We start from the raw sequence: 25,563 nt of genomic DNA on the forward strand, positions 1-25,563 counted from the left end.
TCGGTCGGTCGGATGTCGGCTCGTGTCCGGGTTCAGATGGTGATGGTGGTGCGCAGCGCCTCCCCGCTGCGCATCTGCGTCAGGGCGTCGTTGACCTCCTCCAGCCGCACCCGGTGGGTGATCAGGGAAGCCAGGTCGATGCGGCCGGCCCGCCACAGCCGGATGACGCGCCGGTAGGAGCGGAGCACGTCACCGCCGCCGTACAGGGAGGGCAGGATGCGCTTCTCGTCGAAGAACAGCTCGAACATGTTGAGCTTGAGGAAGTCGTCCATGGCGCCGGCGCCGACGACGCACAGGGTGCCGCCGCGCCGGGTGGTCTCGTAGGCGGTGCGCGCGGTGGCGGAGCGGCCGACGACCTCGAAGACGTAGTCGAACCCCTCGCCGCCGGTGAGCCTGCCCTTGGCGTCGGCGAGCCCGTCCGGCTCGACCGCCTCGGTGGCGCCGAACCGCAGCGCGGCCTCCCGGCGGGCGGCCACCGGGTCCACGGCGACGATCTCGGCGGCGCCGGCCGCCCGGGCGCCCTGGAGCACCGAGAGCCCCACGCCGCCGCAGCCGATGACGGCCACCGAGGAACCGGGCTCTACCCGGGCGGTGTTGAGCACCGCGCCGATGCCGGTGGTGACGCCGCAGCCGATCAGCGCGGCGATCTCGAACGGCAGGTCGTCCGGGATGGGCACCGCGCAGGCCGCGCCCACCACCATCTCCTCGGCGAACGTGCCGGTGCCGGCGAAGCCGTACAGATCCCCGGACGGGCGGCGGTAGTTGGGGGTGCCGGCGTTGAGGAAGCCGGTCAGGCACAGCTGGGTCTGGCCGCGCAGACAGGACGGGCAGTCGCCGCAGGCGGGCAGCCAGCACACCAGCACCCGGTCGCCGGGGCTCAGCCCGGTGACCCCCTCGCCGACCTCGACCACCTCGCCCGCCCCCTCGTGGCCGGGGACGAAGGGCGCCGGCTGCGGCAGGACACCGCTCATCGCGGACAGGTCGGAGTGGCACAGTCCGGTGGCCTTGATCCGCAGCCGTACCTTGCCCGGTCCGAAGCCCACCGCTTCGGCGTCGTCGACGACTTCGAGTTTCTCCTGGCCGGTCTCCTGGAGTACGGCTGCGCGCACGGTGCGGCTCCTTCCGTAGGGCGGCGGTCCGGCGGGTGCGGACGCGCGGTGTCAGACGTGCTCGACCACGGTGTCGGTCAGGACGGGGGCGTCGGAGCGCTCCGCCGCGACGGCGGTGACCAGGATCCGGCCGGCCTCGGCCCACATGCGCACGCGCAGCGTCTCACCGGGGAGGACGACCCCGGCGAAGCGGGCGGAGCAGGCGCGTATCCGCAGGACGTCGCCGTCGAGGAGGGTGTCGGTGACGGCCTTGAGCACGATGCCGTAGGAGCACAGGCCGTGCAGGATGGGGCGGTCGAAGCCGGCCCGGCGGGCGAACTCCGGGTCGGCGTGGAGCGGGTTCCAGTCACCGGAGAGCCGGTAGAGCAGCGCCTGGTCGGGCCGGATGGGGCGGGTGACCTCCCGGTCGGGGGCGCGGCCGGGCGGGTCGGTGCGGACCGAGGGGCCGCGGTCGCCGCCGAAGCCGCCCTCGCCGCGGACGAAGATCTGGGTGTCGCAGGTCCACAGCGGGCCGTCGGCGTCGGCGACGTCGGAGCGCAGCACGATCACGGCGGCCTTGCCCTTGTCGTACACGGCGGCGACCCGGGAGGTCTGGACGGCGCTGCCGCGTACCGGGATCGGCCGGTGGACCTCGACGCGCTGGCCGCCGTGGAGCACGGCCGCCAGGTCGACGTCGATGCCGGGGGCGGTCAGCCCGCCGGCGAGCGCCATGCCGCCGCCGGCGACGGTGGCGAAGCTGGGCAGCACGTGGAGCCGGGATTCCAGGGTGTAGCGCAGTTCGGCGGGGTCGGTGGCCGGGTCGGCGAGGTCGGGCCGGGATCCCGCGCCGATGCCGAGGTGGTAGAGCTGGACGTCCTTGTGGTCCCAGGAGATGGGGGTACTGCGGGGCTCGGCCGAGGTGGCCTTGACGGCGTCGATGGGCATGTTCGGCTGCTCCCTCGCGGTCGGCTGCGCCGTGGTCTGCTGCTGCTCCCCTGCTCGTGTGGTCGCCGCGTCCGGATCGCCGGGGTGCGGCGGGCCGGACCCCGGCGCGACCGTCCGCACCGTCGGCCGCACCGGGGCGATCGGGCATCTCCGGAACGGCGGCCGTCGGGCCGGGGTCGTCTCCGCGGCGGGATGGAACCCGTTCCAGCGATGGGGACTGTATAACGCATCCCACCGGAGCCAGGGAAGACTGACGGACCGTCAGCTGTGGACAACCCGCCGGTTGTGGATACCGCCATCACCCTTGTCGGAGCACGGGCGCATGATGGATTCGCGCGGCCGTTCCGTGACCGCGCCCATAACCACGAGAGGCGGGGGACGGAACGATGGCGGGACCACGGGGGACGTCCGGTGCGCGAAGTCGCACCGACTGGCGTGCGGTGCTCACCGGACGCGGTGCCGCGGGCGGCGGCTACAGCCTGGAGCGGGAGATCGAGCGGCTCAAGCGGCCGGACGGACGGGCGCTGCTGCCGTGGGTGTTGATGGCGTTCGCCCCGGCCGCCGACATCCTGCACCAGCGGGCGACCCCGCCGGTGGTGGCCGGCGCCGGACTCGCCGTCCACGTGGCCCTCTACGTGGCCACGGCGCTGTCGGCGTTCCGTCCCGGGACCAAGGAGGGCCCGCTGCCGCGGCGGCTGCTGGCGGCGCTGGCGGTGGTGACGTACGCGCTGGCGATCGCGTTCGGCCACAACTTCGACATGCTGTTCATCCTGCTCTCGCTGGCCTGCGGGGCGCTGCTGCGCGGTCTGCGGTTCGGGCAGGTCATGATGGCGCTGGGCGCCTCGGCCGGGCTCGTCGCGGCGCTCCGCGGCGCGGACACCTGGGACGCCGTCAGCACCGGTTACTCGACCATGCTCTCCGGTCTGGTGACCGCCGCCATCCTCACCCTGCACGACGCGGTCTCCCAGTTGCGCGCGACCCGGCAGGAGCTGGCCCGTACCGCGGTCTCGCAGGAACGGCTGCGGTTCTCCCGCGACCTGCACGATCTGCTCGGCCACACCATGTCGGTGGTGGTCGTCAAGGCGGAGGCGGTGCGCCGGCTGGCCCCGCGCGACCTGGACGCCGCGCTGGCCCAGGCCGCCGACATCGAGTCGGTGGGCCGCCAGGCGCTCACCGAGATACGCGAGGCGGTCAGCGGCTACCGCGAGTGCAGCCTGGCCACCGAACTCGACCGCGCCCGCTCGGCGTTGGACGCCTCCGGCATCACGCCGCGGGTGCGCGAGTCCGGTCCTCCGGTGCCGCCGCAGACCGAGGCGCTGCTGGGCTGGGTGGTCCGGGAAGGGGTCACCAACGTGGTGCGGCACAGCGGTGCCGGTTCCTGTGTGATCACCGTGGACACCGGCGGCGACCGGGCCCGGCTGGAGATCACCGACGACGGCGACGGCTCCGGCGCGGGCGGCGGCAGCGGCACCGGGCTGACGGGGCTCACCGAACGCCTGGCCATGGCCGGCGGCTCGCTGCGCGCCGGGCCGGACGCCCGGCGCGGTTTCCGGCTGGTCGCCGAGCTGCCGGTGGAGGAGCCGGCGGTCGCGGTGGACCCGGGGTGAGACGTGCCGGAGCGGCGCCGGGCGTCGTCCGGCGCCGCTTCGCGCGGGCCCGGTCAGCCGCGCTTCACCTCACGCGTCAGCCGGGAATCCCACGGACACCAGTGGCCGCCCGGCAGAAAGGCACCGCCCGCCTCGTCGAGATGGTCCTCCACGTATTGCATGTTGGCGTCGCACACTTCGATCGCGATTTCGAAGAAGTTGATGGTGGACGGGTCCAGATGGAAATCCCAGGCCGGGTTGTAGGGTTCCTTGCGCTTGATGATCCGGCCGTGGACGTGGACCTTGTTCTTTTCCCCGCCGGAGAGGATCTTCCGGGCCTCGGCGATCCGGTCCTCGTCGGTGAGTTTGAAGATGAACTCCTGTCCCTGGTACTGGGTGAGCGCGAAATATGCTTCGGCCATGCCGGGAACCCCCCTGCCTCATAACATTATGCGGATGATCGCACCGAAGGTATCCGCCCGTTCAGCGGAGCCACAATTACCCGATGGAGTGACACGCAATCCGTTGCGCGACCTGACGAATTGGCTCCGGCGAAACGTTAATCCGTTCGACCGTCACGCAGACGCACGGCCCCCGGGCAGCAGAGCGCCCCGCCGCTCCGGGGGTGGTGGGCAGCGGGGCTCAGGTCGCGGCCTTACGGTTCAGGCAGCGGACACGGCCTTACCGTCACGGCTCAGGCAGCGGGGAATTCACCGTCACGGACAGCGGCCACGAATTCCGCCCAGGCGGCCGTGGTGAACGCCAGCGCCGGACCCTGCGGGTCTTTCGAGTCCCGGACCGGGACGACGCCGGCCGGGGCGAACTTCGGTGCCCACTCGAGGCAATTGGCTCCGCCGTTTCCGCTGTACGACGACTTGGCCCACTCCGCGCGGGAGAGGTCAAGGTGGGTGCTCATCTTGGTAGTGCCTCCATAACGGACCGGATGAACGCTGCCGAATTCTTCGGCGACAGGGCGCACGCCCTGAGCAGATCGTAGGCCCGCTGCCGGGCCGTCACGTCCCCCGGATCCTCCAGCAAAGTGCCGGTGGAGATGCCCTCCTCCCAGGCGACCTGCGTTCCGTCGGCCATGGTGAGCAGCGCCATCGAGCCCCCCATCAGGGCATGTCCGCCGTGTTCGAAGGGGAGGACCTGCACGACGCTGGTGGGGGTGAGGGTCAGGTCGGCCAGTCGCGCGAGTTGTTCACGCATGACCGCGGGTCCTCCGAACGAGCGGCGCAGCACCGCCTCGTCGAGGATCATCGAGTGGTCCGGAGGGGGGTCGGCGCGCAACAGCGCTTGACGGCTCATGCGCGCGGTGACCAGTTCCTCCATCTCCCCGGCGGGCGCCTTGGGGTTGTGGGTCCGGAAGAGCGCGCGGGCGTACTCCTCCGTCTGCACCAGCCCCGGCACGATCTGCCCGGAGTACTCCTGGATGAGCCGGGCCTGGGCCTCGATCTCCATCCGGCGGCGGAACTGGTCGGGGTGGATCTCCCGCCGGGCGAGCCCGTAGAGCCGGCCGAACGACCCGTCCGTGCCGAACGCGGCGTCCAGACTGCCCGGCAGATCGGGCGGGACCATGCATTCCGCGCTCTCGATCCGGGCGAGATGGCTCTTGCTGTACTTCACGACCTCCGCCAGGCGCTCCAGGCTCATCGCGGCGAGCTCCCGGTGCCGGCGCACCTCGGCGCCGAACAGGTGCCGGGCCGATCTGTCGGGGGTCAGCGGGCGAGGGGTCCGTGCCATGCGTGCTACCTCCAATTCCCAAGGTCGCGCTCGGGACATGGGAACAGTTCAGATTCTAGTCACGGATGGCGACTCTCTAGGTACGGAAAGTAATCGAGAGACGGAAGGGCCGATCGTGAAGCTCTCCCCCGAACTGGCATACCGTGCCGCCGAGTTGTCTCTCGTCACCGGCCGGACGGCCATAGACCCGCCGCCGCACGGGCGGGGGGTGGCCTGATGAGGCGCAAACAGGTGTCCCGGCGGCCGGCCAAGGTTCGGCGGCGGGAGATCGTCGAGGACCTCAGGACCGGTGAGGTCGGAGAACTGATGGACATGTACATGGGGTTGTGTTTCGTCCGTCCGCTGCACGGCGGCCGGGAGTGGTCCGTGGCCCCCGAGTTCGTCCGGCGGCTGGGCAGCGCGGATCTGTTGCGGGTGCGCAGGGCCGACCGCGAACGGGCCCGGCGCGGCGCCGACGCCGGATAGCGCGCGCTTCCGGCGGCGCCGACTCCGCCGGACGAGGTCCCGTCTACCCTGGCCGCATGACCGATCTTGCGGACGGGGAGCGCCTGACGGGGCCGACGCGGATCCTGCTCGCCGAGGACCAGGGGATGATGCGCGGCGCGCTGGCGCTCCTCCTCGGTCTGGAGGCGGACATGGAGGTCGTCGCGCAGGTGGGGGACGGGGACGCGATCGTGCCCACGGCCCGCCGGCTGTGCCCCGACGTGGCGCTGTTGGACATCGAGTTGCCCGGGCGCAACGGGCTGGACGCCGCCGCCGAGCTGCGCGAGGCGGTGCCCGGGTGCCGGGTGCTGATCCTGACCACGTTCGGTCGCCCGGGGTATCTGCGCCGGGCGATGGAGGCCGGCGCCGCGGGGTTCATGGTCAAGGACGGTCCGGTGGAGGAACTGGCGGCGGCGGTGCGGCGGGTGCTGGCCGGCGAACGCGTGGTGGACCCCACGCTGGCCGCGGCGGCGCTGAGCGCCGGCCCCAACCCGCTGACCGGGCGGGAACGGGACGTCCTCGCCGCCGCCGCGGACGGCGCGACCGTCGCCGACGTCTCGGCCCGCCTCGGCCTGTCGCAGTCCACCGTGCGCAACTACCTGTCCGCCGCGATCGGCAAGACCGGCACCCGCAACCGGATGGAAGCCGTCCGCGCCGCCCGCGCCAACGGCTGGCTGTGAACCCCGGTCACGCCTCGGCCGGCTGGGCGGTGCGCTTGACGCGCGGCAGGGTGGTGAGGACGAGCACGGTGGCGACGAGGACGAAGCCGGCCGCCACCAGGTAGACGCGGCCGTATCCGGCGGAGAGGGCGGCCGGGTCGGTGGCGGTGCCGATGCGGTCGGCGGCCACCGTGGTCAGGACGGTCAGGCCGAGGGCGCCGCCGATCTGCCGGGAGGTGTTGACCAGCCCGGAGACGAGCCCGGCCTCGGCGGGGCCGGCCCCGGAGGTGGCGGCGGCGGCCAGCGGGGTCATCAGCAGCCCCGCGCCGAAGGACATCACGATCGCGGGGCCCAGGATCGTCCCGGTGAAGGTGCCGTCCGCGGAGAGCCGGCTCACCCAGGCGAACCCGGCCGCCTCCAGCACCGCGCCCACCGCGGCCAGCGTCCGGCCGTCGAACCGGGTCATCAGCCGCGGGGCCAGCGTGGAGCCGGCCACGATCGACAGCGAGAACGGCAGGAAGGCGAGACCGGCCCGCAACGGGCTGTAGTGGAGCACGTTCTGCAGGTAGAGCGACATGAAGTACCACATCGAGAACATCGCGGCGCCGCACACCAGCATCACCGCGTTCCCCGCCGACACCGAGCGCACCCGGAACAGGGCGAGCGGCATCAGCGGTTCACGGGTACGGGACTCCACGACGCCGAAGAGCACCAGCACCGCCACCCCGCCGAGCAGCGGCAGCAGGGCGCCGGCGGAGCCCCAGCCGCGTTCCCCGGTCTGCACGATGCCGTACGCCAGGGCGGCCACGCCGCCGGTGACCAGGACGGCCCCGGGTATGTCGAGCCGGCGGGCGGCGGCGGACCGGGACTCGGCGAGGCGCAGCGCGCTGAGGACCAGCACCAGGGCCCCGATCGGCACGTTGACCAGCAGCACCCAGCGCCACGACAGGTAGTCGGTGAGGACGCCGCCGACCAGGCCGCCGGCCGCGCCGCCGCCGGCCCCGACCGCCGTCCAGGTGCCGATGGCCCGGGTGCGGGCCGGGCCGGCCGGGAAGGAGGTGGTGAGGATGGTCAAGGTGGCCGGGGAGAGCACGGCGGCGCCCAGGCCCTGCACCGCGCGGGCGGTGAGCAGCTGCCACGGCTGGTGGGAGAGGCCGCCGGCCAGGCTGGCGAGGGTGAACAGGGACAGGCCGGTGAGGAAGACCCGCTTGCGGCCGAAGAGGTCGGCGGCCCGGCCGCCCAGCAGCAGGAACCCGGCGAAGGTGAGCGCGTAGGCGTTGACCACCCATTGCAGCCCGGTGGCGCTCAGCCCGAGGGTGGTGCGTATCGCGGGCAGCGCGACGTTGACCACGGAGACGTCGAGGACCACGAGGAACTGCCCGGCGCAGGCGGCGACCAGGACCGCCCACGCCGGAGGGGTGCCACCGGAACGTACGGCGGGTCGTCGGCTCTGCTGCTCGGTGAGGTCGGTCATGCTCCCATGGTCTCGTCGGTCGCGTGTGCGACGCATCGGTTTTTGGAAGGAAGACCCGGCGTACCGGTCCTAGGACGCGCGACGTACCCGGGCCGACGCCGCCCGCCCCGAACCTGATGACGCGTCAGCCACGTGCCCCACCCGTCGCCCCGTGCGCCGCGGTAGGGCACGATGGGCCGCACATCGACGACCGGAGAGGCGGCAGTACGTATGACCCAGGCACCGGTGCCGACGCGAGCGGGGACGGGGGCACGGCCGGACGAGGCCGTGCTGGCGGCCTTCGAGGCGGCCAAGGGGTTCATGCCCGTGGACGAGGGGCTGGCGCTGTACGCGGCGGCGGTGACGGCGGGGCGGCTGGGGCTGCCGCTGCTGGAGGTCGGCACGTACTGCGGGCGCTCCACCATCCTGCTGGCCGCCGCCGCGCGGGAGGCCGGGGTGAGCGCGGTCACCGTGGACCACCACCGCGGCAGCGAGGAGCAGCAGCCCGGCTGGGAGTACCACGACCCCGGGCTGGTCGACCCGGAGGTCGGGCTGATGGACACGCTGCCCTCGTTCCGCCGCACCCTGCACGCGGCCGGCCTGGAGGACCAGGTGATCGCGCTGGTCGGCCGCTCCCCCCGGGCCGCCGCGCTCTGGGCCGCCCCGCTCGGCCTGGTCTTCATCGACGGCGGCCACACCGACGAACACGCCACCGCCGACTACGAGGGGTGGACCCCGCACCTGGCCGACGGCGGCCTCCTCGTCATCCACGACGTCTTCCCCGACCCCGCCGACGGCGGCCAGGCCCCCTACCGCGTCTACCTCCGCGCCCTGGACTCCGGCCGCTTCGAAGAGCTCTCCGTCACCGGCTCACTCCGCGTCCTGCGCCGCACCCCGCCCCGCTGACGCCTCCGGGCGGAGCCGCCCCGGGGCCGGGCACTCCGCGGGGCGGGAGGTAGCATCGCGGGGATGTCCGGCGACAGCGGCGAACCGACGAGGGGCCCGCGCCGTGGCCCTGGCGGGGCGGCGGCGCTGGCGGTGGCGGCGTTGGTGCCGACGGGGTTCGCCGGGTGGCTGGTGTACCAGGCGGCGCAGGGGCACGCGCAAGGGCACCCGCACGCCGCACCGGCGCCGGTCCACACGCCGACGGCGTCCGCGTCCCGGCCCGTACCCTCCCCCACCGCCGCCGGCCGTCCGCTGGCCGGCAAGGTGGTCGTGCTGGACCCGGGCCACAACAACGGCAACCAGTTCCACACGGTCGAGATCGACCGCCAGGTCGACATCGGTACCAACCGCAAGGAATGCGACACCACGGGCACCTCCACCGACGCCGGTTACCCGGAGGCGTCCTTCACCCTGGACGTCTCGCGGCGGGTGCGGACGCTGCTGACCGCGCTGGGCGCCAAGGTGGAGCTGACCCAGGACGGCGACCGGGCGTGGGGGCCGTGCGTGGACGAGCGGGCCCGGATCGCCAACGAGGCGCACGCCGACGCGAGCGTGTCGGTGCACGCGGACGGCGGCCCGGCGGACGGCCGGGGCTTCCATGTGATCATGCCCGCGCCGGTGCGCGCCGGGGCGGCCGACACCACCGGCATCGCGGCCCCGTCGCGCCGGCTGGGACTGGCGGTGCGTTCCCGTTTCGCGGCCGACACCGGCACCTCGTACGCCGACTACCTCGGCGGCGGCAGCGGGATGACGGTCCGCGACGACCTCGGCGGGCTCAACCTGTCGAAGGTCCCCAAGGTCTTCGTCGAGTGCGGGAACATGCGCAACGCGCGGGACGCGGCGCTGCTGACCGATCCGGCGTGGCGGCAGCGGGCCGCCCGGGGCATCTCGGACGGGATCGCCGCTTTTCTCCAGGGCCGCGGCTGACGTTCGCGCCCCGCGAGCGCCCCCCGCACGTCAACCCGGGTCACCCGATCGAGTAAGCCCCCGTACCATGGGGCCCGCCCCCGCGCTCCTACCGCCGTGCGGAGCCGGCCCAGGCCACCGCCGCCGGCGACGAACCACCACACCGACGAAGAGGACCACCACGTGAACATCCGCTCCCTCACCCGAGGAGACGGCGGGGTGATCGGTGCAGCGGTGCTGCTGCTGATCGCGTCCTTCCTGCCGTACTTCTCCATCGACCAGTGCAACACCTCCGACTGCTCGGTCAGCGGCTGGAGCCCGGCGCTCTACCCGCTGCTGCCGGCCGTGACGCTGGCCGGGCTGATCGCCGCGGCGTTCCTGATCGCCGCCCGCGCGCTGCCGGAGGACCGCCGGCTGCTGGGGATATCGCTGCCGTACTGGGGCACCGTGACCGCGGTGGTCACCGCCTGGTCGGCGATCTGGTCGCTCTTCGGCGACCTCGCCTACGACCCGCACGGGCAGGGGTTCAACAAGCAGGTGAGCCTGGGCATCGGCGCCTACCTGGGGCTGGTGGCGGCGCTGGCGCTGGCCGCGCTGTCGGTGCTCTCGCGTACCGCGCCGGCCCTGAAGGCGCCGCTGCTGCCGGCCGCCAAGCCGGCGCCGCAGCAGTACACGGGGCAGCCGTACGGGGCCTCGCCGGCCGCCGGTTACGGCTATCCGGCGGCGGGTCAGCCGGGGTACGCGGCGGCGCCGCAGGCGGGCGGACCGGGCGCGGCGGGGGCGCCCGAGCCGGAGTTCGCGCCGTTCTGGTTCGCCGTGCCGGTGACCCGGCCGCTGTACTCGGAGGACGGTTCTCCGGTGCCGATCGACGAGTTGGCGCCGGGCACCTGGTACCTGGCGGTGGAGCAGCGGGGTTCGGCGCTGGTGGCGCAGACCCAGACCGGGCGCCGCGGGGTGCTCCAGGACACCTCGGGCATCCAGCGCGGCTGAACCGCCGTACCGTACGGGCCCCTTCCGCACCACGCGGAGGGGGCCCTACGCTTACCTGACGGTACGTCAGATTCAGGGGCGGTGGACGCGATGCGGCTGGGGCTGGCGCTGGGGTACTGGGGGCGGGGCCCGGACCCCGGGCACGTGGCGCTCGCGGTGGAGGCCGAACGCCTCGGCTACCACTCGGTGTGGACCGCGGAGTCCTGGGGCTCGGACGCCTTCACCCCGCTGACCTGGATCGCGGCCCGTACCAGCCGCATCCTGCTGGGCACCGCGGTGGCCCAGATGGCCGCCCGCGCCCCGGCCGCCACCGCCATGCACGCGCTCACCCTGGACCATCTGTCCGGCGGGCGGATGCTGCTGGGGCTGGGGCTGTCCGGCCCGCAGGTTGTCGAGGGGTGGTACGGACGCCCGTTCCCGGCCAGCCCGCTGACCGCGACCCGCGAGTACGTGGCCGTGGTCCGCCAGGTGCTGCGCCGCGAGGCCCCGGTGGAGCTGGCCGGGGAGTACCACCCGCTGCCGTACCGGGGGCCGGACGCCACCGGGCTCGGCCGGCCGCTCAAGGCGATCACCCATCCGCTCCGCCCCGGTCTGCCGGTGCTGCTCGGCGCCGAGGGCCCGCGCAACGTCGCCCAGGCCGCCCGGATCGCCGACGGCTGGTTGCCGTTGTACTGGTCGCCGGAGCGCGCCGGGCTCTTCGCCGACGCGCTGGCGGCGGCGGAACCGGGCTTCATGGTGGCCCCGCTGGTCCGCGCGGCGGTCTGCGACAACCCGGCGCAGGGGCTGGCCCCGGTCAAGGCGATGCTGGGGTTCTACATCGGCGGCATGGGCGCCGCGTCGCGCAACTTCCACGCCGATCTGATGGCCCGGATGGGATACCCGGAGCAGGCGCGGGAGATCCGGCGGCTCTTCCTGGCCGGGCGGCGGGCGGAGGCGGTGGCGGCGGTGCCGGACGCCTTCGCCGACGAGATCTCGCTGGTCGGGCCACGCGAGCGGATCGCCGAGCGGCTGGCCGCCTGGCGCGCCGGCCCGGTGACCGATCTGCTGGTCACCGCGCCGGACGCGGACACCCTGCGGGTGCTGGCCGAACTGGTGCTGTGAGCCGGTTCGTTCAGAACGCGGTGTGCTCCAGCCAGTGGTCGAGCAGCGCCCGGTCGCCGATGATCTCCAGCCGTTCGTGGTCCAGCGGGAGCCGGCGGTGGAAGGCGAGGAAGAGGTCGGTGAGCGGGGCACGCAACGCTACGTCGCCCTTGGCGTGCTCGCGGCGCCAGGTGATGCCCTGCGGGGTGCGTTCGACGACCCATTCGGCGTTCAGCTGGGCCGGGGCGTCGGTGGCGTGCAGGTGCAACCGCTCGCCGTCGCCGCGCAGTTCGGCCAGTTGCGGGCGGAACCGCAGGGCCGACTCGGACGCCATGAGCTCCAGCCACTCGTCGATGGCGTCGGCGGCGAGTTCGGCGGGGGCGTCGTAGGGGCGCTGGAGCGCGATGGCCGCGTCCGCCCGGTGCACCAGCGTCTCCAGCACCATCCGGCGGGACCAGAACGCGGTGGTGGGCACGCCCGCCCAGGACCACACCCGGGTGTCGGGGCCGGCCTCGCGCAGCGCGGCCACCAGCGGGGTGACCCCGTCGCCGAGCCATCGGGCCAGCCCCTCGGCGTCCTTCGGGGGCTCGTCGCCGGCCACCAGGTCGCGGCGGAGCGGCTCCTGCGCCCGGGTGGTCACCACCTGGGTGACCCAGCGGTGGACGCCGCCGAGGTGTCCGATCAGTTCGGCCAGCGACCAGTCGGGGCAGGTCGGGACGTGGGCGCCGGGGTCGGCGTCCCGCAGGACCTCGCGCAGGCGGTCGGCCTCCGCGGTCAGCTGGGACAGGTAAGCGTCATGGTCGAGCACGGGCACCAGCGGCCTCCATGTCGTCTGCCGGCTGTCGTTCCGGCACACAGTAGCGGACCGGTCACTCCTCGGACCGGTCCATCACGAACAGACGTTCGACAGCCTACCGCCGCGGACGATCCGGCGCGGGCCCCCGCGATCAGCGGAGCTGCCCGGCCGCCCCGCCGCAGCAGCGGTCGGCGGGGCCGGTGAGGCCGACCGGGAGCCGGCCGCCCTCGAAGACCGCGGTGGTCGCCTCGTCACCGCCGAGCGCCGCCACCGCCAGCAGCAGCGCGCCCGCGGTCCAGGTGGTCTTCTCCTCCGGCCACACCGCGTCGTCGGCGAAGACGTACCCGGTCCAGTACATCCCGTCCTCGGCGCGCAGATGGCCGATGGAGCGCAGGATCTCCACCGCCCGGTCCGACTCGCCCATCGCCCACAGCGCCAGCGCCAGTTCGGCGCTCTCGCCGCCGGTCACCCACGGGTTGGGCAGCACGCAGCGGGCGCCGAGGCCGGGCACCACGAACTCGTCCCAGCGGGACTCGATCCGGGCCTTGGCCGCCGGGCCGCGCAGCGCGCCGCCGAGCACCGGGTAGTACCAGTCCATCGAGTAGCGCCCCTTGTCCAGGAAGCGCTCGGGGTGATGGGTGATGGCGTGGCCCAGCGCGCCGGTGGCCAGCTCCCAGTCGGGCTGCGGGTCCTCGCGGTGCTCGGCGGCGGCCAGCGCGCAGCGCAGCGCCTGGTAGATGGAGGAGCACCCGGTCAGCAGCGCCTCGGCGGGCACGTCGCCGTCCTCCCCGCACCGCCAGGCGATCTGGCCGCCGGGCAGCGCGAGGGAGAGCACGAACTCGACGGCCGCGAAGACGTGCGGCCACATGGTGTCGAGGAACGCCTCGTCACCGGTGGACAGGTAGTGGTGCCAGACGCCGACCGCGATGTAGGCGCAGAAGTTGGACTCCCGGCCGCGGTCGGTCGGTTCGCCGTCGACGTAGGCGGCGTACCAGGAGCCGTCCGGGTTCTGGCGCTCCGCCAGCCAGCGGTAGGCCGCCGCGGCGCGCTCGTGCTCGCCGGCCGCGTCGAGCGCCATGGCCGCCTCGACGTGGTCCCACGGGTCGAGGTGGCCGCCGGTGAACCACGGTATGGAGCCGTCCGGACGCTGCGTCGCGGCGATCCCGGCGACCGTGCGGGCGGCCTGCTCCGCGGTGAGCACCCCCGGCAGGACGAGTCGCTCGGTGCGCCCCGGACTCGTCACGGACGCACCTCGGCGCGCGGGGTGTGCGGCTTGGTGGCGTAGGCGACGAAGCTCTTGCCGATCAGCGGGTTGAGCGCGCGTTCGGCGACCCGGGTGACCAGCGGCTTCTTCATGATGTCCCACACCAGCAGCTTGTGGTACGCCTTCACCGGCAGCGCCTGGTCGTTGTCGACGCCGAAGGCGCACTTGAGCCACCAGTAGGGGCTGTGCAGCCCGTGCGCGTGGTGGGTGCCGTACGGGCGCAGCCCCGCCTCGCGCATCCGCTCCAGCAGTTCGTCGGCGCGGTAGATGCGGATGTGGCCGCCCTCGACCTCGTGGTAGGCGTCGGAGAGTGCCCAGCAGACCTTCTCCGGGCCGTAACGGGGCACGGTGACCGCGATCCGGCCGCCGGGGCGCAACACCCGGACCATCTCGGCGAGCACCCCCTTGTCGTCCGGTATGTGCTCCATGACCTCGGAGATGATGACCACGTCGAAGCTCTCGTCGGGGAACGGCAGTTGGAGCGCGTCCCCCTCCATGGCGGTGGCGCTCGCCCCGGCGGGCGCCTCCCCGGCCTCCTTCATGGCCGCGAACCACTTGGCGACCTCGCGGATCTCGTCGCCGTCGCGGTCCAGGGCGACGACGTTCGCGCCGCGCCGGTAGCACTCGAAGGCATGGCGCCCGGCACCGCATCCGAGGTCGAGCACCCGGTCGCCGGGGGCGAGCGGGAAGCGGGAGAAGTCGACGGTCAGCACGTGGACTCAGCTTTCAGTTGGGGGTCCGGGGGGCGGTCCCCGGGAGACTCCTGCGTCGGGCGATGGCTTCCCGGTAGCGCTCCGCCGTGCCGCGCGCGGCCTGCTCCCAGGTGAAGCGGGCCAGTACGCGGTCGCGGCCGGCGGCGCCGAGCCGGGCACGCAGGGCCGGGTCCCCCAGCAGCCGGCCGAGCGCGGTGGCCAGGGCGTCCGCGTCACCGGGCGGCACGGCCAGGCACGTCTCGCCGTCCGCCCCGGCGACCTCGGGGATCGCGCCGCCGGTGGTGGCGACCAGCGGGGTGCCGGTGGCCATCGCCTCGGCGGCGGGCAGCGAGAAACCTTCGTAGAGCGAGGGCACGCAGGCCACCTCGGCGGAGCGCACCAGGTCCACCAGTTCGGGGTCGGAGATGCCCTTGACGAACTCGACGTGGCGGCCGAGCCCGAGGCGTTCGATGGCGGCGGCCACCGGCCCGTCGTCGGCGCGCTTGCCGACCACCACCAGGTGGGCGTCCGGGTGCCGGGAGCGCACCGCGGCGAGCGCCTCGATCAGGAAGACCAGCCCCTTGAGCGGGACGTCGGCGCTGGAGGTGGTGACGATCCGCCCGGGCACCTCGGGCACCGAGGGGTCGGGGGCGAACAGCCGGGTGTCGGCGCCGATCGGGACGACGTGGACGCGCTCCGGGCGCACCCCGAGGTCGTCGACGATCTCCCGGCGCGAGGAGCCGGAGACGGTGAGCACGCTGGGCAGCCGGCGGGCCACCCGCTTCTGCATCTGCGTGAAGCCGTACCAGCGGCGTACCGACAGCCGCCGCTTCCAGTCCTGCGCGGCGGCCAGGTCGAGCCGGCGGTCCACGGTGACGGGGTGGTGGATGGTGGTGACCAGCGGCAGGCCTACGCGGTCCATGCCCAGCAGTCCGTAGCCGAGGGTCTGGTTGTCGTGGACGACGTCGAAGTCACGGCGCCGGGCGGCCAGCAGACGGCGTACCCGCAGCGAGAAGGTGAGCGGTTCGGGGAAGCCGCCGGTCCACATGGTGGCCACTTCGAGGGCGTCGATCCAGTCCCGGTACTCCTCGCGGGCGGGGGTGCGGAACGGGTCGGGCTGCCGGTACAGGTCGAGGCTGGGCAGTTCGGTGAGGGTGACGCCGTCGTCGAGCACCGGGTAGGGCTGGGCGCCGATGACCTCGACGGTGTGGCCGAGCCGGGCGAGTTCCCGGGACAGGTGGCGGACGTAGACGCCCTGGCCGCCGCAGAAGGGGTTGCCCTTGTAGGTGAGCAGGGCGACGCGCAGCGGCCCTTCGGGGTCGGCGGGGGCCTGGCGGTGCGGGGCGCGGTCGGTCAGCGGGCGTCCGGCGAGGCGGCCGGAGGGCGCCGCGGACGCGGGGGGTGCCTGCCCGACTGCTGCCTGAGCGGCCTCGGCTGTCACTCACGGCCCCCTTCTCACTGCGCTTCGGCCGGAGCGTAACCGGTCGCGTCAATCTAGAACAAGTTTCAGACTTGGGCGTCCAACGAACCTCGAATGTACCGGCAGGTAGCCGGGCCGCCAGGGGGCCGTCGGGTGATTCGCGCCACGGCTCGGCGCCTGCCATCATGCGCACACCAGCCTGCCATGATGCGCGGAGCACCCGGCCCGGCCGGGGCTGCGGACGGATTCCACGGAAGGGGACATATGGCCACCGGACCGAAGCCGGCCACCCCGCCGCTGACGGAACGTCAGGAGGCCCGCCGCCGACGCATCCTCGACGCCGGCGCGGCGCTGGCGGGCCGGGGCGGTTTCGACGCCGTCCAGATGCGCGAGGTCGCCGAGAACTCCCAGGTGGCACTGGGCACTTTGTACCGGTACTTCCCCTCCAAGGTGCATCTGCTGGTGGCCACCATGCAGGACCAGTTGCGGCAGATGCACGAGGCGCTGCGCAAGCGCCCGCCGACCGCCGCCGAGCCGTCGGCCCGGGTCGCCGAGACGCTGATGCGGGCGTTCCGTGCCATGCAGCGCGAACCGCATCTGGCCGACGCCATGGTGCGCGCGCTCACCTTCGCCGACCGGTCGGTCAGCGCCGAGGTGGACACCGTCTCCCGGCTGACCACCGCGATCATCCTGGACGCCATGCGGCTGCCCGGGCCGCCCGGCCCCGACCAGCTCTCCGTGGTCCGGGTCATCGAACACACCTGGCACTCCGCGCTGGTGACCTGGCTGTCCGGCCGCGCCTCCATCGCCCAGGTCAAGATCGACATCGAGACGGTGTGCCGACTGATCGACCTGCCGGTCCCGGCGGGCGCCGGGCGCGCCGACGGCTGACCGTACGCCGGGGGCGGACCGGCGGACGGCCTCGACGGCGGAACGCGCCCGTACGAGCGCGGCCGGGTTCCGCCGGGGGCACTTCGGAGCCTTTCGCTGCCCGCGAGGGCACTGCGGGGGCGCGCCCTCGGAGCGCACTTCCGCAGGTGTCGCCCTGGGGGCGCACGGGTTGGGGCGTGCGGAAGGGAAACGCGCGCCGCGCGCGCTCCCTGGCGCACTCTGCCTTGGCCGGAATCGACGCCCTTGGGGCCGCCGACCCCGGGTACTAATGGTCCTGTTTCGGGGGGCACGGCGGTACTGGGGGTAAAGGGGAGGCTGTTCGTGATACGGGTCCTTGTGGTGCATGACACCCGCCTGCTCGGGTCGGCGCTGGCGGCGCTGCTCGGCCGGGAGGACGACCTGGACGTGACGGCGACGAGTTGGGGGGAGCTGAAATCGGCCGTGCGCACCGTACGGCCGGATGTCTGCGTGGTCGACGTGGAGTGTCCCGGCTCCGCCGGACTGGGCACCGAGGAGGGTCCGGCGGGGCTGAACAACGTCCTGGCACCGCACTCCGGCCCGGCCGCCGCGGGGGACCCCGCCGCCGGGCCGTCGGCACGGCCGCGTACGGCCGCCCCCGCACCGGCGCCGGGCAGCCGAACACCGGGCGCCGGTGACCCCGGCAGACCGTCCCGGCCCGCGCTGCTCGTGCTGGCCGCGCCGAGCAAGCCCGGCCTGCTGCGCCGCGCCTCGCGGGCCCAGGCGCTCGGGTACGTCAACAAGGACGCCCCGCCGGACGCCCTCGCCACGGCGATCCGCCGCGTCGCGGAAGGGAAACGTTTCGTCGACACCTCGCTCGGTTTCGACTTCCTGCGCGCCTCCGAAATCCCGCTCACCAACCGCGAGTTGAGCGTGCTGACGCTGGCCGCCGAGGGTGCCTCGGTCGCCGAGATCGCCCGCAGCCTCCACCTGTCCAACGGCACGGTGCGCAACTACATGGCGGCGATCAACCGCAAGACCGGCGCCCGCAACCGGGTGGACGCCATCCGCATCTCACAGGGGGCCGGCTGGGTGTGAGCGGCCGACCCGCTCCGTTCCCGTCGCCGCCTCCGGCGCCTCTTCCTCCGCCCCGGCCTCCGCATCCGCCCGGCCGTCCCACGCGCCGACCAGGTCCCGGTAGCGGGCGGAACGATCCAGCAGCTCCTGGTGGGTACCGCAGTCGGTGTGCGGCCCGTCCATCACCAGGACGCGGCCGGCCCGGCGGGCGGAGGCGATCCGGTGCGCGACCACGATGAGCGTTCCCCCCGGGCGAGCGGCGAACGCCCGTTCCGCCCGCGCCTCGGCGGCCGGGTCGAGGTGGCAGGTGGCCTCGTCGAGAAGCACGACGGGGGCGGGTGAGAGGAACGCCCGTGCCAGCGCGATCAGTTGGCGTTCACCCGCCGCCAGCGCGGCCGGGTCGAGCGGCGCGTCCAGCCCGCCGAGCCGGTCGATCAGCCGGGCCGCGCCCACCGCCTCGGCCGCCGCCCGCGCCTCGTCGTCGGCCACCGGGTCCTCGCGCAGGTAGCCGAGGTTGTCGCGGACGGTCCCGGTGAACACGTACGCCTCCTGCGGGATGAGCACCCGGTGCGCGGGCGGACCGGGCGGCGCCCCGCACACCCGGATCCGTCCCGCGTCCGCCACCAGCACCCCGGCGATCAGCGCGGTCACCGTGGACTTGCCCACCCCGGACGGCCCGACCACGGCGAGGTGTCCGCCGTGCGGCACCGTCAGGTCCAGCCCGCGCACCACCGGCTCCGCCCCGGGGCCGTACCCGAAGGTGACCCCGCGCAGTTCGACGGCGGGGGCGCCGGGAGGCGGCCCGCCGGGGGGTACGGGGGCCGGGCGCGGGGACGCGTCCGCGCCGCGCAGCAGCCGGCGCAGCACCACGGTGAGCCGGGAGCCGCCGGTGCCCAGGCCGTGGGTGAGGGTCTGCAACGCGGGCTGGAGCGACTGCGTGAGGTAGGTCAGCGCGCCGACCAGGGCGCCCGGGGTGACCCCGCGTCCGGTCAGCCACGGCGCCAGGGCGAGCAGCAGCACCACCGGGAGGCGACCGCCGGCCACCGGGGCCGCCGCGCGCACCACCGACCACCAGGCCAGCCGGCGCGCGGCGCGGTACTCGGCGTCGATCAGCGCCCCGGCCCCGGCGGCCACCCGGTCCTCCGCGCCGGCCGCGGTGACGTCCCGCAACCCGCCGCTGACCAGGGCGAGTTCGGCCGCGATCGCCTCGTCCGCGGTGAGGAACGCCTCCTGCCGCCGGGCCATCGGCCGCAGGGTCGCCGCGAAGAGCGCCAGCCCCACCGCGAGCGGCGGCACGACGACCACCAGCAGTAGCGGATCGAGCAGCAGCAGACCGGTGAGGGCGCCCACCGCGGTGAAGACGAACGAACGAGCGAGCAGAACCAGCCCGGCGAACGTGTCCCGGGCGATCTCCACCTGATGGGTCAGCCGGGAGACCGCCGCCGCCTCGGCCCGCCGCACCCCGCGCGCGACGACCCGGCGCACCAGGGCGTCCCGCAGCGGTTCGGCGAGGGCGGCCACGTTGCGGTACACCCGGCCGGTGCCGTACGCGCCGGCCGGCACCGCCACCGCCGCCACCCCCAGCCACCCCAGCCCCGTCAGCGGCCGGTGCGCCAGGAACCCCGCGTCCAACGCCCGCGCCGGCGCGTACCCGGCGAGCAACGTCTGCCCCGCCTCCAGCACCGACCACGCCGCCAACCGCCCCACCACCCCCCGCCGCCGCCGAAAGAACCCCCACCCCTCCCGCACCCCCGCGAACCGTCCGCCGTCCACGCCTTCGTCGGCGTGTGACGCCCGGCTGGCCGCGCCCCCGGATACGTTCACCTCGCCGTTGAGGTGTGGCGCCCGTGACCCCCCGGAGGCGTGCGCCCCGCCCGAACGCCCCGCGTCCGAGCCGACATTGGGGTGGGGCGCCCCGGTGCCACCGCTCGGGACCGCGCCCGCAGACGCCCCGCCGTTGACCTGCGGCACCCCGACGGCAGCGCCCCCGGAGGCGTGCGCCGTGCCCGAACGCCCCACGCTCGCCCCGTCGTTGGGGTACGGCGCCCCGCCGCCAACGCTCGGAGCCGGCTCTCCGTCGACGTGCGGCACCCCGCCGCCACCGCTCGGGACCGCGTCCGCGGACGCCCCGCCGGAAAGCCCGACGCCCGCGCCGTCAGCCTCCGGCCCCGGACCCCCCTCGCCCCCCGCCACCCCGCCGTTGACCTGCGGCCCCCCGGCGGCATCGTCCGCGTCCGCGGACGCACCCGTCGCACCGGCCCCCCGGCGTTGCGCGGGGGCGGCGGGGCGGGCGGGGTCAGGGCGCATGGGGGGGGCTCCTGCGGGGTGGGGGGGTCGTCGGGGGCGAAGACGGCGCGGTAGTCGGGGTGGCGCCACAGGACGTGGTGGGGGGCGAGGCGGCGGAGGCGGCCGGAGTCGAGCCAGGCGACGAGGTCGGCGCCGGCGGCGGTGGTGGCGCGGTGGGCGACGACCAGGCGGGTACGGGCGCGTACGTCCCGCAGGAGGGCGTGGGTGACCTGGCGTTCGGTGACGGTGTCGAGGCTGGAGGTGGCGTCGTCGAGGATCAGCAGGCGTTGGGCGTGGGCGAACGCGCGGGCGAGGCCGAGGCGTTGGAGTTCGCCGCCGGAGAGCGGGGCGTCGGCGCAGGCGGTGGCGTAACCGGCGGGAAGGCGGCGGACGAAGTCGTCGGCGCGGGCGGCGCGGGCGGCGGTGCGGATCCGTTCCGGAGGGGGCTCGTCGGCGCCGAAGGCGATGGTGCCGGCGATCGTGCCGCCGAGCGGCGCGGGGCGGGCGAAGGCGTAGGCGACCTGGCGGCGCAGTTCGTCCCGGGTCAGTTCCGGCAGCGGGACGCCGTCGAGCACGGCGACCCCGCCGTCCGGGTCGATCAGCCGGCCGGCCACCGCGGCCAGGACGGACTTTCCGGCCCCGGAGCGGCCGACGACGGCCACCGTGCTGCCGCCGGGCACCAGCAGGTCGACGTCGCGCAGTACGGGGGCGCCGTCCCGCAGCACGGTCACCCCGCGCAGTTCCAACGCCCCGTCGCCGGGCGGCAGTTCGCGCGTTCCGTGGCGCGGGGCGGGACACGCCAGCACCTCGGCGAGGCGACGGCCGGCCGCCCGTCCGCGTACCACGGTGGACAACTGGCCGACCAGCACGCCGATCCCGGTGGCCAGCACCGCGTAGCGGGCCACCGCGAGCACCTCCCCCACCGTGAGCGCCCCCGCCGCGAGCCGGCAGCCGGCCACCGCGACCACGGCGAGCTGCAACAGCGGGACGACCAGCAGGGATTGCGCGGTGGAACGTCCCTGCACCCGCCACATCCGGTGGCCCTGCCGGGAGAGTTCGGGCAGCGGGGCGAGGATCCGGCGGGTCTCGCGGGTGGCGGTGCCGGCCGCCGCGATGGTACGGGCGCCGTCCACCGCCTCGATCAGCCGGGCGGCGATCCGCCCCTGCACCTGCTGGTAGCGGGCGGCGCAGTCACCGGCGGAACGGGCGAAGGCCCGCAGCACCACGGCGAGCACCGGCACCCCGCCCAGGAACGCGGCGGCGGTCCACGGGTCGATCAGCACCAGCGCGGTGATGGCGCCGGCCGGGACCACGACCGCCGACAGCGCGGTGGCGAGCGCGGCGGGCACCGCTCCGGCGTCGGCCGCGTTGCCCACCAGCCGGGTCACCAGGTCGCCGGAGGAGAACCGGGCGCCGGAGGGGCCGGCGGCGAGCACCTGGCGCAGCAGCCGGTGGCGCAGCGACGCCGTGCCGCGCGCGGTCACCGTGGCGGTCAGCCAGTCCTCCGCCGTCTCCAGCAGCGCCGAGACGGCGATCAGCACGGCGCAGCCGGCCGTCCACGACAGCGTCCGGCCGCCGGCGGCGCGGCCGAGCAGCAGGTCGAGGGTGTGGCCGAGCACCAGCGGCAGGGCGAGGGTCGCGCCGGCCGCGGCGGTGGCCACCGCCCAGGCCACGGCGGTCCGTCCGGCGGTGTGCCGCAGCAGCCACCGCAGCGGTTCGGCGGGGGCGGCACTCGGCGTGGCGGTCACCGGCGTCAGCTCCGTACGGATCGGTCGGGTCGGTCGGATCGGGGACGTGAGAAGGGCAAGGCGGGCCCTCCCGGAGGAGGGCCCGCCTTCCAGGTCATACCCGGAGCGTGGTCACACGCAGAGGATGACGCTGCCCGCGCTCACGCACGACAGCAGGCTCACGGTGCTGGCGCCGCCGCCGTTGAGCTCTTCGGACTCCATGTTCTGCAGGTCGAGGAGTGCCATGGTGTTTCCTTTCATCGTGGGGACGGGATTTTCCTGCTACGGCTCCACCACGTGGTGGGGCCGGTCGGTGGGCCGCGGTGGCGGCGGGAGGAACGGCAGGTGGGCCCCGGTGTCGCCGAGGGCCGCGCCCAGGGCGAGCAGGACGCCCGCGGTTCCGGTGCCGAGGTCGGTCGACAGGCGCATCATCTGGTGGCCGGGGAAGGCGATGTGCCCCTGGTAGGACATCCGGTACCAGTCGAGCGCGCGGACCTGCGCGGCGAGGTCGCCGGGCGTGGCGCCCGGCGCGGTGGTGCGGTTCAGGTGGAGGACCATTCCGGCGCGGCCCTGGAAGAGGCCGGGCTGGGCGTAGAACCGGGAGCGGGCGGCGAGCAGGATGCCGTCCCGGGCGCGGGCGAACCCCTCGTCCTGACGCGCCGTCAGGTAGTCGTCGAGCACCAATCCGACACCCACGCTGCCGTCACCGAGGTACGGCATGGTGCGCCAGCCCTCGTCCACCTCCACGGCGCCGGTGTCCCGGGTGACGCAGCGGGCCAGGTCGGCGCGGAGCGCGTGGGCGGCGAGGTCGAGCAGGGCGGGGTCGCCGGTGCGTTGGTGCAGGCGGAGGAAGAGCAGGGCGGGGCCGGTGACGCCGCGCATCAGTCCGGCGCGGCGGGCGGCGCGTTTGCCGGCCGGGACGTCGCCGGTGACCTCGGGGTCGGTGGTGATCCGGTCCGCGATGGTCTGGGCGGCCTCCATGGCCCGGGTGCGCAGTTCGGTCTCGCCGGTGGTGTGGGCCAGGTGGTCCAGGACGAGGCCGAGGCCGGCGAGTCCGCCGTGCAGATCGGAGCCGAGGCGCTGCCACTTCTCGCCGAGCACGGTCTCGGTCAGGTCGAGGGCGCGTTGCCGGTGGCCGAGGCGGTCGAGGAGGTAGGCGACGCCGGCCAGTCCGTCGTAGAGGCCGAGCGGGGTGCCGGGCGGCACCGGGTCGGTATGGCGCAGCAGCCATTCCTCGCCGTCCGGGTACCGGGGTGCCCCGCTGGCGTCGAGCGCGTAGAGCACTCCGGCGGCGCCGTACGCCAGCCCGAGGCCGCCGCCGTCGGAGAACTGGGCGATGTCGCCGGGGAAGAGCCGGTCGTCACGGCCGGGCGTGGCGGCGGCCAGGATGCCGGCCACCATGGAGTCCCGGCCGGCCGGCCACGCCTGCGGGGTGGCCGGGATCGCGGGCGCCGCCGGGGCCGGGACGAACGCCGCGCCCTCGGCCGGACCGCGGGTGATCTCCCGTACCGCCTCGTCCAGGAAGGCGGCCGGCACCGCCGGGAACTGGCCGGCGATCACCTCCGCGAGGTGGGCCGCCTTGCCCCGGTCGACCACCAGCAAGGTGGTGATCGGCAGGAAGAGGGCGAGCCGCAGACACGCCAGGGCGTAGCGGTCGACGTCGGCGCCGGTGCGGTCCGGCGGCGCGAAGAAGCCGGGATGGGCCACCACCTGCCGGCCGCGGTCGGCGGCGGGCGCGGCGGCCTCGAAGTCCAGCAGGGCGACCGAGGACTCGTCCGGGCCGACCATGATGTTGAACATGTGCAGGTCGTTGAAGACCAGCCCGCGGCCGTGCACCGCGGCCACCGCCTCCTCCACCGCCCGGTGGATGCGCAGCGCCCACTCGGTGTAGGCGGCCACCGCGTCCGGGTCCGGGTCGGCGGCCAGCAGCGGATGGCGTTCGGCGAAGAACGAGTTGAGGGTGCGCCCCTCCAGGAAGTCCATCACCAGGAAGCGGTGGTCGCCGAGGGTGAACCAGTCGCGTACCTCGGGGGCGACACCGAGCCCGGCGAGCCGGTCGAGGGCGGCCTTCTCCCGTTCCAGCCGGGTGACCGCGTCGGCGCCGTCGGCGGCGAGCCCGGCGTACGGGCGGCCCTCCTTGAGCACCACCTTGCGGCCGTCGCGGGTGTCGGTGCCCTGGTAGACGCCGCCGCCGTTGGAGAAGTGGAGCGCCTTCTCGATGCGGTACGGCAGGTCGCCCACGGTGGTGGCGTTGCGGGCGGCGAGCTGCGGGGCGAGGAAGTCGGGCAGGGTGACCCACGGCGGGGTGCGGAACGCCGGGTCGCGCGGGTCGGGCACCAGCCGGCCCTGGTCGTCCTCGATGGCGGGCACCAGCTTGCCGCGCTCGTTCACGCAGAAGCGGCGGGCGAAGGCGCCGTACCGCACGTACAGCGGGCCGTCCATCCAGCGCAGGTCGGTGAGGATGTAGGGGCCGGGCTGCCCGTCGAGCAGAGCGCCCAGTTCCCGCAGCACGGTGTGGAGTTGCTCCTCGTCGCGCGGGTAGACGGTGACGAACTTGCCGCTGCCGTCGCGTCCGGCGTACTTGTTGTTGCGCAGGTGCAGCAGGTGCGGCGCGGGAACGAACTTGAACGGCAGCGCCCTGGGCACGCAGTAGTCCCACACCTGGGCGGCGACCTTGTCGGCGTTCTCCCGGGTGGCCGAGACGTGGATCTTCCAGCCTTGCAGCGGTTGTCCCGGCAGCGGGTTGCCTTCGGCGTCCACCGGGTTGAGGTGGAGCCAGTCGCCGCTGCGGGCGGAGCGCCATCCGGCGGGGACCTCACGCCGTGCGGTGTCGAACTCCTGGGTCTCGCCGCCGCCCAGGCCGGCGATGCGGTCGGGCGTCTCGTAGAAGTGCCGGTCGGCGAGGCTGTAGACCTCGTACCGCTGATCCATCGGATGTCCCCCTCGGCAGCGCGTGGCTCAGAGATTTCCACGCGGCCCCCGAGGGGGAACAGTCATGACTGTCACGATGCGGCCGTGACGAACGCACGAGTTCGGCCGAGGGCACGGTTCCGTACCGACGGAGCGTCAGAGGCCGGGCCCGCCAGGCCCGTCCACAGCACGAACCCCCACCCGCTCCGGCCGCACGACAGCGCGCCCACCGCCACCACGGGCGGCTTCGCCGCACCCCGCCCCGCACCGAAGCCGACCCGTCCGCCGACGGCCCCGGCACGCCGGTGGCCCCACCGGCGGAGCCGACCCGCCCGACGCCGGAGGCGGCCCGCAGCACGAGGTGCCCAACCACCACAGCACCGCCCGCCGACGGCCCCGGCACGCCGGTGGCCCCACCGGCGGAGCCGCCCCGCCCCACGGCACGGCCGCCACGGCCCCGGGCGGGGCGGCTCCCGCTACTCCTCCGGAGGGAAAACCGGCTCGCCCGTCTCCGCCCGGGTGAGCCGGATCGCTTCCACCGGGCAGTGTTCGGCGGCGGTCAGGACGTCGGGGGCGGGGTCGGTGTGGGGGGGTCAGGGGGTGGGAGCGGCGGGTGGGGTCGAGGGCGAAGACGTGGGGGGCGTGGCCGGCGCACATGCCGGAG

At 74.6% G+C, this 25,563-nt stretch carries 22 protein-coding genes and 2 pseudogenes; 9 read left to right on the forward strand and 15 right to left on the reverse strand.

The window, feature by feature from the left end:
- Positions 1-32: 32 nt before the first annotated feature.
- Together SCATT_RS06445 and SCATT_RS06450 are read right to left on the reverse strand one after the other, a co-directional pair.
- Positions 33-1,109, reverse strand: a complete 1,077-nt coding sequence (locus SCATT_RS06445; protein WP_014142150.1) for a Zn-dependent alcohol dehydrogenase — start codon at positions 1,107-1,109, stop codon at positions 33-35.
- Positions 1,110-1,160: 51 nt separating this feature from the next.
- Complete coding sequence (locus SCATT_RS06450) at positions 1,161-2,033, reverse strand: MaoC/PaaZ C-terminal domain-containing protein (protein ID WP_014142151.1); 873 nt, start codon at positions 2,031-2,033, stop codon at positions 1,161-1,163.
- Positions 2,034-2,419: 386 nt separating this feature from the next.
- On the opposite strand from SCATT_RS06450, the gene SCATT_RS06455 reads away from it, so the two are divergent.
- On the forward strand, positions 2,420-3,640 hold the full coding sequence (locus SCATT_RS06455; RefSeq protein ID WP_014142152.1) for a sensor histidine kinase: 1,221 nt from the start codon (positions 2,420-2,422) through the stop codon (positions 3,638-3,640).
- A gap of 53 nt (positions 3,641-3,693) precedes the next feature.
- Here the strand turns inward: SCATT_RS06455 and SCATT_RS06460 are convergent, their stop codons facing one another.
- From SCATT_RS06460 to SCATT_RS06470, 3 genes are all read right to left on the reverse strand, one after another.
- Positions 3,694-4,041 (reverse strand): BP74-related protein, encoded by a 348-nt coding sequence (locus SCATT_RS06460; RefSeq protein WP_014142153.1) that lies wholly within the window; start codon positions 4,039-4,041, stop codon positions 3,694-3,696.
- 272 nt (positions 4,042-4,313) lie between these two features.
- Positions 4,314-4,535 carry a DUF397 domain-containing protein gene (locus SCATT_RS06465; protein WP_014627598.1) on the reverse strand — a complete coding sequence of 74 codons (222 nt, stop codon included), beginning with the start codon at positions 4,533-4,535 and terminating at the stop codon, positions 4,314-4,316.
- Positions 4,532-5,362: a helix-turn-helix domain-containing protein gene (locus SCATT_RS06470; RefSeq protein WP_014627599.1), complete on the reverse strand. Its 831-nt coding sequence runs from the start codon at positions 5,360-5,362 to the stop codon at positions 4,532-4,534. Before SCATT_RS06470 ends, SCATT_RS06465 begins: the two co-directional genes overlap by 4 nt.
- Positions 5,363-5,578: 216 nt before the next feature.
- Between SCATT_RS06470 and SCATT_RS06475 the strand changes: the two genes are divergently transcribed.
- Both SCATT_RS06475 and SCATT_RS06480 read left to right on the forward strand, forming a co-directional pair.
- Positions 5,579-5,827 (forward strand): hypothetical protein, encoded by a 249-nt coding sequence (locus SCATT_RS06475; RefSeq protein ID WP_014142157.1) that lies wholly within the window; start codon positions 5,579-5,581, stop codon positions 5,825-5,827.
- A 56-nt stretch (positions 5,828-5,883) separates the two neighbouring features.
- Positions 5,884-6,525 carry a response regulator transcription factor gene (locus SCATT_RS06480; RefSeq protein WP_014142158.1) on the forward strand — a complete coding sequence of 214 codons (642 nt, stop codon included), beginning with the start codon at positions 5,884-5,886 and terminating at the stop codon, positions 6,523-6,525.
- Positions 6,526-6,532: 7 nt separating this feature from the next.
- Here the strand turns inward: SCATT_RS06480 and SCATT_RS06485 are convergent, their stop codons facing one another.
- On the reverse strand, positions 6,533-7,978 hold the full coding sequence (locus SCATT_RS06485; RefSeq protein WP_014142159.1) for an MFS transporter: 1,446 nt from the start codon (positions 7,976-7,978) through the stop codon (positions 6,533-6,535).
- Positions 7,979-8,188: 210 nt separating this feature from the next.
- Between SCATT_RS06485 and SCATT_RS06490 the strand changes: the two genes are divergently transcribed.
- From SCATT_RS06490 to SCATT_RS06505, 4 genes are all read left to right on the forward strand, one after another.
- Positions 8,189-8,863: a class I SAM-dependent methyltransferase gene (locus SCATT_RS06490; protein ID WP_014142160.1), complete on the forward strand. Its 675-nt coding sequence runs from the start codon at positions 8,189-8,191 to the stop codon at positions 8,861-8,863.
- Positions 8,864-8,926: 63 nt separating this feature from the next.
- On the forward strand, positions 8,927-9,829 hold the full coding sequence (locus tag SCATT_RS06495; protein ID WP_014142161.1) for an N-acetylmuramoyl-L-alanine amidase: 903 nt from the start codon (positions 8,927-8,929) through the stop codon (positions 9,827-9,829).
- A gap of 162 nt (positions 9,830-9,991) precedes the next feature.
- Positions 9,992-10,798, forward strand: a complete 807-nt coding sequence (locus SCATT_RS06500) for a DUF5336 domain-containing protein (RefSeq protein WP_014142162.1) — start codon at positions 9,992-9,994, stop codon at positions 10,796-10,798.
- A 90-nt stretch (positions 10,799-10,888) separates the two neighbouring features.
- Positions 10,889-11,899, forward strand: coding sequence for an LLM class F420-dependent oxidoreductase (locus SCATT_RS06505; protein ID WP_014142163.1), 1,011 nt, complete (start codon positions 10,889-10,891; stop codon positions 11,897-11,899).
- Positions 11,900-11,909: 10 nt separating this feature from the next.
- Here SCATT_RS06505 and SCATT_RS06510 read toward each other — a convergent pair whose 3' ends face one another.
- The 4 genes from SCATT_RS06510 to SCATT_RS06525 all read right to left on the reverse strand — a co-directional run bounded on the left by SCATT_RS06510 (position 11,910) and on the right by SCATT_RS06525 (position 16,071).
- Entirely contained in the window at positions 11,910-12,692 is a 783-nt protein-coding gene (locus SCATT_RS06510; protein ID WP_014142164.1) for a maleylpyruvate isomerase family mycothiol-dependent enzyme, read from the reverse strand.
- A gap of 133 nt (positions 12,693-12,825) precedes the next feature.
- Positions 12,826-13,917, reverse strand: coding sequence for a prenyltransferase/squalene oxidase repeat-containing protein (locus SCATT_RS06515; RefSeq protein ID WP_014142165.1), 1,092 nt, complete (start codon positions 13,915-13,917; stop codon positions 12,826-12,828).
- Positions 13,914-14,651, reverse strand: coding sequence for a class I SAM-dependent methyltransferase (locus tag SCATT_RS06520; protein ID WP_014142166.1), 738 nt, complete (start codon positions 14,649-14,651; stop codon positions 13,914-13,916). Before SCATT_RS06520 ends, SCATT_RS06515 begins: the two co-directional genes overlap by 4 nt.
- 13 nt (positions 14,652-14,664) lie before the next feature.
- Positions 14,665-16,071, reverse strand: coding sequence for a glycosyltransferase family 4 protein (locus SCATT_RS06525; RefSeq protein WP_014142167.1), 1,407 nt, complete (start codon positions 16,069-16,071; stop codon positions 14,665-14,667).
- Between the two features lie 243 nt (positions 16,072-16,314).
- Here SCATT_RS06525 and SCATT_RS06530 point away from each other — a divergent pair, with 243 nt between their 5' ends.
- Entirely contained in the window at positions 16,315-16,941 is a 627-nt protein-coding gene (locus tag SCATT_RS06530) for a TetR family transcriptional regulator (RefSeq protein WP_014142168.1), read from the forward strand.
- A gap of 321 nt (positions 16,942-17,262) precedes the next feature.
- Positions 17,263-17,997 carry a response regulator transcription factor gene (locus SCATT_RS06535; protein ID WP_014142169.1) on the forward strand — a complete coding sequence of 245 codons (735 nt, stop codon included), beginning with the start codon at positions 17,263-17,265 and terminating at the stop codon, positions 17,995-17,997.
- Here the strand turns inward: SCATT_RS06535 and SCATT_RS06540 are convergent.
- The 5 genes and pseudogenes from SCATT_RS06540 to SCATT_RS39355 all read right to left on the reverse strand — a co-directional run bounded on the left by SCATT_RS06540 (position 17,974) and on the right by SCATT_RS39355 (position 25,556).
- A complete protein-coding gene (locus SCATT_RS06540) occupies positions 17,974-19,749 on the reverse strand; it encodes an ATP-binding cassette domain-containing protein (RefSeq protein ID WP_014627603.1) in 1,776 nt (591 codons plus the stop codon). The two genes, SCATT_RS06535 and SCATT_RS06540, sit on opposite strands and share 24 nt — an antisense overlap.
- A gap of 572 nt (positions 19,750-20,321) precedes the next feature.
- Positions 20,322-22,010 (reverse strand): annotated as a pseudogene (locus SCATT_RS06545) (ABC transporter ATP-binding protein); the annotation flags it as partial.
- A 111-nt stretch (positions 22,011-22,121) separates the two neighbouring features.
- Complete coding sequence (locus SCATT_RS06550; RefSeq protein WP_014142172.1) at positions 22,122-22,235, reverse strand: SapB/AmfS family lanthipeptide; 114 nt, start codon at positions 22,233-22,235, stop codon at positions 22,122-22,124.
- A 36-nt stretch (positions 22,236-22,271) separates the two neighbouring features.
- Complete coding sequence (lanKC, locus tag SCATT_RS06555; RefSeq protein ID WP_014142173.1) at positions 22,272-24,920, reverse strand: class III lanthionine synthetase LanKC; 2,649 nt, start codon at positions 24,918-24,920, stop codon at positions 22,272-22,274.
- A 455-nt stretch (positions 24,921-25,375) separates the two neighbouring features.
- Positions 25,376-25,556, reverse strand: a pseudogene (locus tag SCATT_RS39355) (ferredoxin).
- Between the last annotated feature and the right edge of the window lie 7 nt (positions 25,557-25,563).

Origin of the sequence: Streptantibioticus cattleyicolor NRRL 8057 = DSM 46488, from assembly GCF_000240165.1 — a bacterium.
Classification (GTDB): Bacteria; Actinomycetota; Actinomycetes; order Streptomycetales; family Streptomycetaceae; genus Streptantibioticus; species Streptantibioticus cattleyicolor.